The sequence below is a fragment of the Pseudomonas fluorescens genome (assembly GCF_002837185.1).
Classification (GTDB): domain Bacteria; phylum Pseudomonadota; class Gammaproteobacteria; order Pseudomonadales; family Pseudomonadaceae; genus Aquipseudomonas; species Aquipseudomonas fluorescens_AM.
The window spans coordinates 78,875-92,165 of the sequence record NZ_KZ478004.1 but is presented as its reverse complement, the minus strand read 5'-3'; the positions used below and the strand labels follow the sequence as shown (position 1 = coordinate 92,165).

Sequence of the window (13,291 nt, the reverse complement as noted above, 5' to 3'; positions counted from 1 at the left end):
GCGAGGTGCCGAGTGGTGGGGCAAGAGCCTTTTTGGTTACTTTTGGGGCTCTTTTCCAAAAGTGACCCGCTGTAAAAGCGGAACCCATAGTGGCCGTGACCGCAGAAACGGATATGTACTCGGTCTGATCCAGCATCCTGGTCGGCCCGGAGGCCGCCATCGGGGGCAAGCCCCCTCCCACATTTGGACCGAGATGTATCAGAGGGATAACCGTTGGTTGACAGGCCGCCACTGGGAGCAAGCCCCTCCCACATTGGTCACACGCTGCGCTCACACCCCAGTGGTAGATGCCGGTCCGGCATTTCACAGCTACAATGCGCGCCTCGACCGTGACAAGCCTGACTAAAAAAACTATGTCCTTGCCCAAGCATCACCTGGAATTGCTCAGCCCTGCCCGCGATGTGGCCATCGCGCGCGAGGCTATCCTGCATGGCGCCGACGCCATTTATATCGGCGGGCCGAGCTTCGGCGCCCGTCACAATGCCTGTAACGAGGTGAGTGATATCGCTCAACTGGTGGAATTCGCCCGTCGTTACCACGCCCGCGTGTTCACCACCATCAACACCATCTTGCATGACAACGAGCTGGAGCCGGCTCGCAAGCTGATCCACCAGCTCTATGACGCTGGTGTGGATGCGCTGATCGTGCAAGACCTGGGCGTGATGGAGCTGGATATTCCACCCATCGAACTGCACGCCAGTACCCAGACCGATATCCGCACCCTGGGCCGGGCAAAGTTTCTCGACCAGGCCGGTTTCTCCCAACTGGTGCTGGCCCGCGAGCTGAACCTGCAAGAGATCCGCGCCATTGCCGATGAGACCGATGCAGCTATCGAGTTCTTCATTCATGGCGCCTTGTGCGTGGCGTTCTCCGGGCAGTGCAATATCTCCCACGCGCAGAACGGCCGCAGCGCCAACCGTGGCGACTGCTCCCAGGCGTGCCGCCTGCCGTATACCTTGAAAGATGATCAGGGCCGCGTGGTCGCCTTTGAAAAACACCTGCTGTCGATGAAGGATAACAACCAGAGCGCCAACCTGCGCGCGCTGGTCGAAGCCGGCGTGCGTTCGTTCAAGATCGAAGGCCGCTACAAGGACATGGGCTACGTGAAGAACATCACGGCCTACTACCGCCAGCGCCTTGACGAGATCCTCGAAGACCGCCCGGACCTGGCTCGCGCCTCCAGCGGGCGTACCGCGCATTTCTTCCTGCCCGACCCGGAAAAAACCTTCCACCGTGGCAGTACCGACTACTTTGTCAGCGACCGCAAGATCGACATCGGTGCCTTCGATACCCCGACCTTCACCGGCCTGCCGGTGGGCGTGGTGGAAAAGGCCGGCAAGCGCGACTTGCAGGTCATCACCCATGAGCCGCTGTCCAACGGCGACGGTCTCAATGTGTTGGTCAAGCGTGAAGTGGTAGGTTTCCGCGCCAACATCGCCGAACCCAAGGGCGAATTCGAGGAAGACGGCGAGAAGCGCTACCGCTACCGCGTCGAACCCAACGAAATGCCGGCCGGCCTGCATCAGTTGCGCCCCAATCACCCGTTGAACCGCAACCTGGACCACAACTGGCAACAGGCGCTGCTCAAGACCTCGGCCGAGCGCCGTATAGGCCTGTCATGGGTGGCGCGCCTGCGTGAAGCGCAGTTGGACGTCACCGCCACCAGCGAAGAAGGCATCAGCGCCAGCGTCACCCTGCCCGGCCCGTTCGGCGTGGCCAACAAGCCGGAACAGGCCCTGGACACGCTGCGCGACCTGCTGGGCCAGCTCGGCACCACCGAGTACCACGCCACCCGGATCGAGCTGGATGCGCCGCAGGCATTCTTCATCCCCAACTCGCAGCTCAAGGCGTTGCGCCGTGAAGTGATCGAGGCACTGACCGCCGCTCGCGTGGCCTTGCACCCGCGTGGCGGGCGCAAGGCCGAGACCTCGCCGCCGCCGGTGTACCCGGACGCGCACTTGTCGTTCCTGGCCAACGTCTACAACCAGAAGGCCCGCGACTTCTACCACCGTCACGGGGTGAAGCTGATCGATGCAGCCTTCGAAGCCCACGAAGAAACCGGCGAAGTACCGGTGATGATCACCAAGCACTGCCTGCGGTTCTCGTTCAACCTGTGCCCCAAACAGGCCAAGGGCGTCACGGGCGTGAAGACCAAAGTGGCGCCGATGCAGTTGATCCATGGCGACGAGGTACTGACGCTGAAGTTCGACTGCAAACCGTGCGAGATGCACGTGGTCGGCAAGATCAAGGGGCATATCCTCGGATTGCCGCAGCCGGGCAGCGCCGTCGAGCATTTCAACCCGGAAAACATCATCTTTCAGGGCACGCACTGACCCTCTGCAGAAGCGAGCTTGCTCGCGAAAAACGTAAGGACGCCGCGTGTCGACCCGATGCGCTGCGTTATCGTCAACGTTCTTCGCGAGCAAGAACTAGGCGTTCCCCTCGCTCCTAACGAGGTTACGCGGCCACCACCAGCCCCGCTGCAACCCCGCCGCCGCCAACAGAATCGCCGCCACACCCAGCCATTGCAGCCATCCCAGGCGATGGCCGAACGCGATCCAGTCGACGAAAATCGCCGCAATCGGGTAGATGAACGACAACGCGCCGGTCATGGCGGTCGGTAGCTTCTGTATCGCCCCGTACAACAACACATACATCAAACCCGTGTGCACCAGGCCCAGGGTCGCGAGCGCCGCCCAGGCATCGGTCGATGCGGGCAAACGACCCCAGGGCACCAGCGGCGCGAGCAACACGGCACCGGTGCTCACCTGGATCAACGCCATCAAATGCGGCGGCACCGCCTTGAGCCGCTTGATGATCAGCGCGGCAACCGCATACAGAAAAGCCGCGCCCAGGGCCAGTGCGATGCCTGCCAGATAGTCGCCGCCGCCCGGCTGCTCACCATGGGCCGTGACAATGGCCAGCATGCCCAGGAACGCCACGCTCAGCCACGTCATTTTGCGCAGGGTGATCGGCTCACCGAGAAACACCGCCGCCAGCATCACCAAGATGAACGGTTGCACGTTATACACCGCCGTACTGATGGCGATGGAAGCGCGCGAGTAGGATTCGAACAGCAGCAGCCAGTTGCCGACAATGGCCACGCCACTGAGTACCGCCAGCCCGAACCTGGCCCAACTGAACAGGTCCAGCCTCAGGTAACCGAGCAAGGCGCACACCAGCAACAGCGCCAGCGCGCCGATCACGCAGCGCCAGAACACCACCTCGATCACCGACACGCCGGACACCAGCACAAACCAGCCAATGGTGCCGGAGATCAGCATGGCGGCGATCATTTCCCACATTCCGCGACGGATAGCGGTATCCATAATTGATGCTCCTCAAGTGAGGCTCAATTATGGCAATCTGGCACGCAGCCGCTCCAGCGACTAAAAAAGGCCGCAGCCACGAATGACCTTTATTAATTAGGCAGATTCCATGATTGACACCATCGACCAGCAACTCATCGCCGCCTTGATGGATGACTCGCGCCTGTCCCTCAAGGCCCTGGCCGGCATCACCGGGCTGTCTTCGCCGAGTGTCGGCGAACGCTTGCGCCGCCTGGAGGAACGCGGTGTGCTGACCCACTACACCGTCGATATCGACCCCAGGCACTTCGGCTACCTGCTGCAAGCCATCGTGCGTATCCGTCCCCTGCCCGGCAAGTTGCAGGAAGTGGAACGACAGATCCAGGCGATTCCCGAATTCACCGAGTGCGACAAGGTCACCGGTGAAGACTGCTTCATCGCCCGCCTGCATGTGCGTACCATGGATCAGTTGGACACGCTGCTCGACCGGCTCAACGCCTACGCCGAGACCAACACAGCGATTGTCAAGAAAACTCCGGTGAAGCGGCGTTTGCCGCCGTTGACCGAATGACTGACAGTACACCGCACAAACCTGTGGGAGGGGGCTTGCCCCCGATAGCGCAGGGTCAGTCAGCATCTCGGAGACTGACACACTGCTATCGAGGGCAAGCCCCCTCCCACATAGTTGCGCTACAGCCGTCGATTTAAGCCTCGATGGCGTGCGCGGCAACTGAATGCAATCACATTGAACCTGCGCCCTGCAGCCGCCCTCAAAACCTGCACAAACCACGGCCCCGGTACTCGTTCGATGACATTTATTCTATGGCTGGCCGTATTGGGCGCAGTGCTGCTCACCCTCGCCCTCACCTCTTCCTACCTGCGCTGGATGCCGGTGACCACCTCGGCGGTGTGCCTGCTGTTGGGCATCGCCATTGGCCCGTTGGGCGTGGACCTGTTGCACCTGGACGTCAAGGGTTCCGCTCGCTGGATGGAGCACCTGACGGAAGTCGCGGTGCTGTTTTCGCTGTTCGTCAGCGGTCTGAAACTGCGCCTGCCGCTCAGGCATCGTACCTGGCGTATCGCTTTTGGCATGGCCGGGCCGGTGATGCTGCTGACCATCCTCGGCACCTGCCTGGCGCTGCATTACCTGTTCCAGTTGTCGTGGGGGGCGTCGCTGTTGGTGGGCGCGATGCTGGCGCCCACCGACCCGGTACTGGCCGGCCTGGTTCAGGTCAACAATGCCCAGGACTACGACCCGCTGCGGTTCGGCCTGTCCGGGGAAGCCGGTCTGAACGACGGCACCGCCTTTCCCTTTGTGATCTTCGGCCTGCTGTTCATGCAGCATGGCGGTTTCGATGGCGACTGGCTCGGCGGCTGGGTGCTGAAAAACCTGGTATGGGCGGTGCCGGCCGGGCTGTTGACGGGTTACTGGATGGGGCGTGGCATCGGTCGTGTGACCTTGCGCATGCGCCTGATCAATGCCGACAGCACCTTGTCACCCAATGACTACCTCACGCTGGCGCTGATCGCCCTGGCCTATGTGAGCGCCGAAGCCATCGGCGGCTATGGCTTCCTGTCGGTGTTCGCGGCGGGCCTGGGGCTGCGCCAGGCCGAGTTCAAATCCACCGGTTACGCCCAGACACCCGCCGAGCATCTGGCGCAGCCGGTGGTGGGCCACCTGGAGATCGAGCCTGAACAAGCCCTGCACGGTGATGTCAGCCAGTTGCAGGACACGCAGATCGCGGCCGGCGTAATGATGGGCGATATGCTCGCCTTCGGCAGCCTGGTGGAGCGCTCCATGGAGGTGTTCCTGGTGACGGTGCTGGGCATCGTGCTGGTCAGCCATTGGGACTGGCGCGCGCTGGGGCTGGCCGCGTTACTGTTTTGCGTGATTCGCCCGCTTAGCGTGTTCGCCATGCCTTGGGGCAGGCTGATGGACCGTCGCCAACGCAGTTTGGTCAGTTGGTTCGGCATTCGCGGAATCGGCAGCATCTACTACCTGTTCTATGCCCTCAACCACGGGCTGATCGGCACCAGCAGCGCCGTGGCGGTGAACCTCACCCTGTCAGTGATTGCGTTGAGCGTGATGGTGCATGGCTTGAGCACCCAGCCCATGCTGGTGTGGTACGAACGGCGCGCCGCGCAAAAAAATTGAATCCTGGGCTGCGCCAGGGGATTAAATTGCTATCCCCCGGCCCGTCGCCGGATCAGTCCTGCTTTTCTGTGTTGCCGAGGTCCGCCGCGTCATCCAGATCGTTGAGCGGCACCTCGGCATCGTCCATCAATGAGCCCGGGTCTTCATTGCCCGGATCGTTGAGTTCTTCGTCCACTTCTTTTGACATGACTCTCTCCTCTAACCGCCTTGGGTATCGATATCGGCGTCGGTTTCAGGCTTGTGCTCAGGCTCAGACTTGAAGTCTGGACTGTAGTCGTTTTCTTCGGCATCCGGGTCGCTTGCCGGCGTCGGGTCCTTGGGCGCATCGGCAGCAGTGCCGGGGCCCGGCTTGCCAGCGTCGATCGCCGGGTCGTTGCGGTTAGTGGTCTGGGGATCGTTATCTGTGGTCATGGCGCACCTCATTGCAGGCTTGTGGGGAATCTGTACCCCGTACAGCTAAGGCGCTGGGTTAACGGGGGAAGTTCCGTCCAATTGCTCATCGCAGTGGGTTGTCGACCTGGATGTAAAAAGCATAGATGCCCAACACCAGCCAGAACACCATGAACAACCACGGCGCCCGCATGGAAAACAGCAGTGACTTGCGATAGCCCTTGTGGGTTGACTCCATTTCGGAAAACAACGGCGATTCATCGTAGGCCATGCCCATCACCGGCTCACTGCGCAGCAGCTCGCTCTGCTTGTAGTGCCAGTGATCGATGATCTCGTAGGCCGCGCGGATGCCGGGCCAGGCGTTGAGTGAGCTGAGAATACCCAGGGCGGCGAGAATCACCGGCACCACCAGGGTGAACAACTTGCCCCACTCCGGGTTCAGGTTGCCCATTCCGGAGACGAAGGCAATCACCAGGAATGACTGAGCGGTGAGGTAGGCGTCGGTGCGGTTGGCCAGGATACTGGTTTCGTACTGGATCTCGCGACGATAGAAGTCGAGACGGTCCTTGGGCGAACCGAAGATCTTGGCGTTGTGCTCGCTGTGGTCGGTCAACGCCGCTTCCGGGGTGTTGGGCGAAATGATTCTGGGCACGATGGCGCTCCATACGGTTTCAAGGTTCATTAGAAGAGGCGGGCCAGGGTGAAGTTCAAGTTCGTCGCGCACCAAATCAGAGCACCCTGCGCCCCCCGTAGGAGCGAGCTTGCTCGCGAAGATCGTCAACGATGACGCGCCAATCTGGTTAAACCCATTGCTCTTGAGTTCTTCGCGAGCAAGCTCGCTCCTACAGAGGATTTACCGGTATTGACGGCCGTTACGGCACACGCCTTGCTTAATCCATTCATCCGCCGGTAAACAGGAGCATTCGTTACCCCCCGACCCAGAGCCGACTCCATAAGAAAGTAAGGACCAGGCCTGTTGGCACCCTTAGCCACAGGCTCATAAGAAAAGCGTTTTTTAGCGGCAGTGCCACCCAAGCAAGCTGCCAACCAAGCAAGGCTGGGCACTGACAAGGTACTGGAATGGCTCGATCTTTCTTCGATGAAATGAATGACGCAGACGGCGCCTGCCGTGCGCATTATCAGGATTTCTCCCGCTGGCTGGCCAATACGCCGCCGGAACTGCTGGCCCAGCGTCGCCGTGAAGCGGATTTGTTGTTCCACCGCGCCGGGATCACCTTCACCCTGTACGGCGACGAGCAGGACACCGAGCGCCTGATTCCCTTCGACATCATCCCGCGCAGCATTCCCGCCAGCGAATGGAGCGTGATCGAGCGCGGCTGTATCCAGCGGGTCACCGCGTTGAACATGTTTCTCGCCGATATCTACCACGACCAGCGCATCATCAAGGCCGGGATCATCCCGGCAGACCAGGTGCTGGGCAATGAGGGCTATCAAAAGGCAATGGTTGGCCTGGACCTGCACCGCGACATTTACTCGCACATCTCCGGCGTCGACCTGGTGCGTGACGGCGACGGCACCTACTACGTACTCGAAGACAACCTGCGCACCCCCAGCGGCGTCAGCTACATGCTCGAAGACCGCAAGATGATGATGCGCCTGTTCCCGGAAGTGTTCGCCAGGCAGCGCATCGCGCCGGTGGACCACTACCCCAACCTGCTGCTCAAGACCCTGAAAAGCGCCAGCCGCCTGGACAACCCCAACGTGGTGGTCCTCACCCCCGGGCGCTTCAACAGTGCCTTCTTCGAGCATGCCTTCCTGGCCCGGGAAATGGGCGTGGAGCTGGTGGAAGGCGCCGACCTGTTCGTGCACGAGCTCAAGGTATTCATGCGCACCACCGACGGCCCCAAGGCGGTGGACGTCATCTACCGGCGCATCGATGACGCCTTCCTCGACCCGCAGGCGTTCAACCCCGACTCGATGCTCGGCGTGCCCGGCCTGGTTGCCGCCTATTGCGCGGGCAACGTGGTACTGGCCAACGCCATCGGCACCGGCGTGGCCGACGACAAGTCGATCTACCCCTATGTACCGGCAATGATCCGCTTTTACCTGGATGAAGAACCCATTCTGCAAAACGTACCGACCTTCCAGTGCCGCAAGCCGGATGAACTGTCCCACGTGCTGGCCAACCTTGCACACCTGGTGGTCAAGGAAACCCAGGGCTCGGGCGGCTACGGCATGCTGGTGGGCCCGGCTTCCAGCGCTGCCGAGATCGAGGACTTCCGCCAGCGCATCAAGGCGCGTCCCCATGCCTATATCGCCCAGCCGACCCTGAGCCTGTCCACCTGCCCGACCTTCGTCGAAAACGGCATCGCGCCGCGGCATATCGACCTGCGCCCGTTCGTGCTTTCGGGCAGGGAAACCCGCCTGGTGCCCGGCGGCCTGACCCGTGTAGCGCTCAAGGAAGGCTCACTGATCGTCAACTCGTCGCAAGGCGGCGGAACCAAGGACACCTGGGTGGTGGAGGGCTGAGTATGTTGAGTAGAACCGCCGCAGATCTGTATTGGATGTCCCGCTATCTTGAGCGCGCCGAGAACCTGGCGCGCATGCTGGAAGTCAGTTATTCGCTGTCGTTGATGCCCCAGGCCGGGCGCAGCGATGGGCTCGATGAACTGGCGATGTCGTTGCTCTGCAGCGGCACCCTGGACAGCTACCTTGAGCGCCATCAGCAACTGGACGCCGAACGCATGCTGCACTTCTTCGCCCTGGATGAAGAAAACCCGGCCAGTATCTACAACTGCCTGCGCGCTGCCAGGGGCAATGCCCATGCAGTGCGCGGACGCATCACCGCCGACATGTGGGAAAACCTCAACGCCACCTGGCTGGAAATGCGCAGCATCGCCGCCGGCGGCCTGGCGCGGCATGGCATCAGCCATTTCTGTGACTGGGTCAAGCAACGCTCGCACCTGTTTCGCGGCGCAACCTCCGGCACCATCATGCGCAATGACGCCTATCGATTCATTCGCCTGGGCACCTTTGTCGAACGTGCGGACAACACCCTACGCCTGCTGGATGCGCGTTATGAGATGTTTGGTGAAGAGTCCGAAGAAGTCAGCGACTTGTCGGCACGCGGCTATTACCAGTGGAGTGCCCTGCTGCGGGCGCTGTCTTCGTTCGAAGCCTACACCGAGCTGTACCCGAATGCCCTGAACGCCCGTTCGGTGTCCGAGCTGCTGCTGTTGCGCAGCGACGTGCCGCGCTCGCTGCATGCGTGCATCGAGGAACTGAGCCACATCCTCGCCGACCTGCCCGGCAGTTACGGCCGCACGGCGCAGCGCCTGGCGGCCGAGTTCGAGGCACGCCTGCGGTACACCGGCATCGATGAGATTCTGGAAGATGGGCTGCACACCCGGCTGACCGACTTCATCGACACCGTGCGCGAACTGGCGCGGGCGATACAAAGCTCCTACCTGGAAGTGGTCTAAGCCCCAACACAGTGCCAATGTGGGAGGGGGCAAGCCCCCTCCCACATTTGAATGGCTGTGTATCCCTCAGGTCGTTGGTGCCCACCAACGCGGCAATAATTGCCTCACCCGCGCCTCACCAAAGCGATCATCGATCAACATCACCACGCCCCGGTCGTGTTGACTGCGGATCACCCTCCCCGCCGCCTGCACCACTTTCTGGATACCGGGATACAGATAGGTGTAGTCATAGCCCGCGCCGAAGATTGCGCCCATGCGCGCTTTCATCTGTTCATTCACCGGATTGAGCTGCGGCAGGCCCAGGGTGGCGATAAACGCGCCGATCAGGCGCGCGCCGGGCAAGTCGATGCCTTCGCCAAAGGCGCCGCCCAGTACCGCAAAACCCACGCCCTGGCTGTGCGGGGTGAACTGGTCCAGAAAGGCCTGGCGTTCAGCCTCGGCCATACCCCGCGACTGCAGCCACAGAGCAATCTGCGGGTGCCGCTCGGCCAGCAGCTGTGCGACTTGTTGCAGGTAATCGAAGCTGGAGAAAAATGCCAGGTAATTGCCCGGCTGCGTGGCGAATTGCCGGGCGATCAATTCCACAATGGGTTCCAGCGACGCCTGGCGATGCACGAACCGCGTGGAGATGCGCTCGACGATGCTCACCTGTAGTTGCTCGGCCTTGAACGGCGATTCGACGTCGACCCAGGCGGTGTCCGTCGGCAGCCCGAGCAAGTCGGCGTAGTAGTGGCGGGGGCTGAGGGTCGCGGAGAACAGCACGCTGCTGCGCGCAGCCGTCAACCTGGGCCGGATGAACTCGGCCGGCACCACGTTGCGCAGGCACAGGGTCGAGCTGCTGCGCTTGGCGCTGAAGGCGCGCTTGCTGATATCGAAGATGAAGTGTTCATTGAACAGCTCGGCCACCTTGTTAAATTGCAGCGCCTCAAAGTAAAAGGCCTGCAAGTCGCCGCTGAGGGCTTCGGGGTGGTCGTTGAAATAGTCGCCCATGGCGCTGGCACAGAGGCTCAGGGCCTGGAGCAGCTTGTCGGGTTTGGCCGCGTACGCCTGATACGGCGCAAGCTGGTCCTTGTGCAGCGCATTCCACTCACGGTTCAAGCGCTGCAAGGGCTTTTTCAGCGGCTCGGGGGCGCTGTCGCGCAGCGTCTTGAGGCTGTACTGGTCGAGGCTGGCGCTGTACATCGAACGTGCGCGCTCGACCAGGTTATGCGCCTCGTCGACGAGCACGGCGACGCGCCACTGATTGAGCTGCGCAAGCCCGAAGAGCATGGCGCCGAAGTCGAAATAGTAGTTGTAGTCGGCAACCACCACGTCGGTCCAGCGCGCCATTTCCTGGCTCAGGTAATAGGGGCAGACGTCGTGGGCCAGCGCCACCTCCCGCAGGTGACGCTGATCGAGCAGACGAACCCTGGCTGCCGCCTGGCGGGCGGCGGGCAAGCGATCGTAAAAGCCCTTGGCCAGCGGACACGAGTCGCCGTGGCAGGCTTTGTCCAGGTGCTCGCAGGCCTTGTCCCGGGCCACCAGTTCCAGCACACGCAGGGACAGTTCGGGGCTGCTGTCGTACAGCACTTGGGCGGCATCCAGCGCCAGCTTGCGGCCCGGGGTCTTGGCGGTCAGGAAAAACACCTTGTCCAACTGCTGCGGTGCCAGGGCCTTGAGCATCGGAAACAGGGTGCCGACGGTCTTGCCGATGCCGGTCGGCGCCTGGGCCATCAGGCAACGGCCGGTACTCACCGCCTTGTAGACCGATTCGGCCAGCGAACGCTGGCCGCTGCGAAACTCGGCATGGGGAAACGCCAGGCCTTGCGCGTCGCGGTTGCGCGCTTCACGGTGTTGCATCTGCTGGTGGGCCCAGTCCAGGAACAGCGCACATTGCTGGTTGAAGAAGCGCTCCAGGTCGGGCGCGGCAAAGCGCTGTTTGAGCAGGGTCTCGCCCTCGCCGACGATATCGAAATACACCAGCGCCAGCTCGATCTCATCGAGCCCCAGCTTCTGGCACATCAACCAGCCATAGACCTTGACCTGGGCCCAATGCAATTGCCGATGGTTGGCGGGCTGGTCCTTAAGGTCGCCGCGATAGGTTTTTACCTCTTCGAGGCGGTTGCTGTCCGGGTCATAGCCGTCCGCCCTGCCCCGCACCTTGAGTTGCTCGTACTCGCCCTCGAGCGCGACTTCGTTCTGGTAATGCGCGCTGCGCCGCGACGCCACCGTGCGATGGCCGACGATGCCTTCCTGGGCACTGGGCGAGGGAGTAAAGCGCAAGTCCAGGTCACCGACCTTGGCCGTGAACTCGCACAACGCCCGCACCGCGACGCTATAGCTCAAGCGGGCTCTGCCCAGCGCACATAGCAGACCGTGACCGGCATCTGGTACTCGCCGCAGAACTCCAGCCAGCGCAGTTGATTGTCCTGCAGGCGGTCGCCAGGGCCCTTGACCTCGATCATGCGGTAGGTTTTCTGCGCCGGCCAGAACTGGATCAAGTCAGGCATCCCGGTGCGGTTGGCGCGGATATCCAGCAGCAGCCGCTCGAACCAGTAACGCAGGTGTTCGGCTGGCAGGCAGGTCAGGGCTTGCTCCAGCAGCTCTTCGCTGAGCAGGTTCCAGAATACAAAGGGCGATTGAATGCCCCACTTGTCCACGTAGCGTTGGCGAATAGTGATCTTGTAGCGCTCGTCCCGCAGTTGCTCAAAGCAGGTGCTGAACAACTCGGTTCGGCGCTGATGAAAGTCCTCACTGTGCAGGTCGGCAGGCCCGCGCTGGAACGGGTGGAAAAACGCGCCGGGCAGCGGCGCGAAGATCACGTCCCAGCACAGCAGGCCGAACAGCGAATTGATCAGGCCGTTTTCCACGTAATGCACCGGCGCGCCCGGCTCGCTCAGGTGGGCCTGCACGCAATATTCCACCGACATCAGCGGTTGCGGCGGTGTCAGTGCCAGGTCCAGGCGCGTGACGGCTCGCGGCTTGGCCTTGGGCACCTTGGGCTCACCCAGCTTGCGCCGCAGGCGCGGCACTACGCGCAGCAGGTGTTGCTGCTCGGCGGCGCTTTGCGGCGCCTGTTGCGCCGCCACGGCCAATGCCAGGGCTTGTGCATAGGCCTCCTGGCGCTCCAGCACGCGGATCAACCGCGCACGCGCGCCGGGATAGGCGCAGCCACGATAGATCTGCTCGGCCACGCTCAACTCAGCGCTGCGCTCGCAGTATTGGCCGATCTGGAAGAGCAATTTGGCGCGGCGTTTTTCCAGCCAGGGGTTGTCGGTGTGCAGCGTGGCGATGTGCGCCAACACCGTTTCCAGCGCCTGGCCCGCATCAAAAGCCTGTTGACACTGGTGCAGGAACAAAAAGCCCTCCACGTCGGCGCGGCTGCGCAACCCTCGGGACTCGGCGCAGAACGCAACCTTCTCATAGGTGTAGATACCCAGGTCCGCCAGCACGAACTCCGACCAGTCCTGGTACAGGTTGCCGAAAAACATCAGGCGCAGGCGGTCGCACAACTGCATCACTGTCAGGCTGTAGAGCACATCCTGCAGGTCGGGGCACCAAAGGGCGAAGCTGCGGCTCTCATTGAACTGCGCAGCCAATGGCTCCAGCCAGTCGGTTTTGCGGCCCTTGGGTTGCTCGATCCAGGGCTTGAAGGCCGCGAGCAACTCGCTTTTTTGCAGCAAACCGAACAGTTCTTCAAAGCCCAACAGGCAGTGGTCCTCGACCCAACCGAGCGCCAGCAATGGCTGCATGGCCGCATGCGGGCAGCCGATTTCCAGGTAATTGAGCTTGCCTCCACGAAAATGCACGCCCTTGCGCATGACCATGCGCACCAATAACGCTTGCGACGCCTGCGGCAACCTGTCGAATTGCTGAATGAACTGCAATTCGTCCGGGTCGAGCAGATCGGCATAGCGCTGCTCCAACCACATCAGCACTTGGCGGAAGTTGTGCAGGTAATACAAGGGGTCTTCGAGGGGGTTGGCCATGGCACAAAGCGATCAACTACTGGTTAT

General features: G+C 62.0%; 11 protein-coding genes. 5 read left to right on the top strand and 6 right to left on the bottom strand.

Annotated features, from left to right (window positions below; all coding sequences use genetic code 11):
- Positions 1-353 precede the first annotated feature (353 nt).
- Positions 354-2,333: a peptidase U32 family protein gene (locus CIB54_RS18520; RefSeq protein WP_101220599.1), complete on the top strand. Its 1,980-nt coding sequence runs from the start codon at positions 354-356 to the stop codon at positions 2,331-2,333.
- A gap of 96 nt (positions 2,334-2,429) precedes the next feature.
- Here the strand turns inward: CIB54_RS18520 and CIB54_RS18515 are convergent, their stop codons facing one another.
- Entirely contained in the window at positions 2,430-3,329 is a 900-nt protein-coding gene (locus CIB54_RS18515) for a DMT family transporter (protein WP_101220598.1), read from the bottom strand.
- 109 nt (positions 3,330-3,438) lie between these two features.
- Between CIB54_RS18515 and CIB54_RS18510 the strand changes: the two genes are divergently transcribed.
- Together CIB54_RS18510 and CIB54_RS18505 are read left to right on the top strand one after the other, a co-directional pair.
- Positions 3,439-3,879: an Lrp/AsnC family transcriptional regulator gene (locus CIB54_RS18510; protein ID WP_101220597.1), complete on the top strand. Its 441-nt coding sequence runs from the start codon at positions 3,439-3,441 to the stop codon at positions 3,877-3,879.
- A gap of 237 nt (positions 3,880-4,116) precedes the next feature.
- The gene (locus CIB54_RS18505) at positions 4,117-5,463 is read left to right on the top strand and encodes a cation:proton antiporter (RefSeq protein ID WP_065953486.1); all 1,347 of its coding nucleotides are present in this window, start codon (positions 4,117-4,119) and stop codon (positions 5,461-5,463) included.
- 52 nt (positions 5,464-5,515) lie between these two features.
- Here CIB54_RS18505 and CIB54_RS27855 read toward each other — a convergent pair whose 3' ends face one another.
- The 3 genes from CIB54_RS27855 to CIB54_RS18495 all read right to left on the bottom strand — a co-directional run bounded on the left by CIB54_RS27855 (position 5,516) and on the right by CIB54_RS18495 (position 6,505).
- Positions 5,516-5,650, bottom strand: a complete 135-nt coding sequence (locus CIB54_RS27855) for a hypothetical protein (protein WP_269801690.1) — start codon at positions 5,648-5,650, stop codon at positions 5,516-5,518.
- Positions 5,651-5,661: 11 nt separating this feature from the next.
- A complete protein-coding gene (locus CIB54_RS18500) occupies positions 5,662-5,874 on the bottom strand; it encodes a hypothetical protein (RefSeq protein WP_101220596.1) in 213 nt (70 codons plus the stop codon).
- A gap of 85 nt (positions 5,875-5,959) precedes the next feature.
- A complete protein-coding gene (locus tag CIB54_RS18495; RefSeq protein ID WP_043050489.1) occupies positions 5,960-6,505 on the bottom strand; it encodes a hypothetical protein in 546 nt (181 codons plus the stop codon).
- Between the two features lie 428 nt (positions 6,506-6,933).
- Between CIB54_RS18495 and CIB54_RS18490 the strand changes: the two genes are divergently transcribed.
- A complete protein-coding gene (locus CIB54_RS18490; protein WP_101220595.1) occupies positions 6,934-8,343 on the top strand; it encodes a circularly permuted type 2 ATP-grasp protein in 1,410 nt (469 codons plus the stop codon).
- A 2-nt stretch (positions 8,344-8,345) separates the two neighbouring features.
- The gene (locus CIB54_RS18485) at positions 8,346-9,296 is read left to right on the top strand and encodes an alpha-E domain-containing protein (RefSeq protein ID WP_101220594.1); all 951 of its coding nucleotides are present in this window, start codon (positions 8,346-8,348) and stop codon (positions 9,294-9,296) included.
- Between the two features lie 66 nt (positions 9,297-9,362).
- Here CIB54_RS18485 and CIB54_RS18480 read toward each other — a convergent pair whose 3' ends face one another.
- Positions 9,363-11,621, bottom strand: coding sequence for an ATP-dependent DNA helicase (locus tag CIB54_RS18480; protein ID WP_101220593.1), 2,259 nt, complete (start codon positions 11,619-11,621; stop codon positions 9,363-9,365).
- Positions 11,618-13,264 (bottom strand): VRR-NUC domain-containing protein, encoded by a 1,647-nt coding sequence (locus CIB54_RS18475; protein ID WP_101220592.1) that lies wholly within the window; start codon positions 13,262-13,264, stop codon positions 11,618-11,620. The genes CIB54_RS18480 and CIB54_RS18475 overlap by 4 nt, the downstream gene beginning before the upstream one ends.
- Between the last annotated feature and the right edge of the window lie 27 nt (positions 13,265-13,291).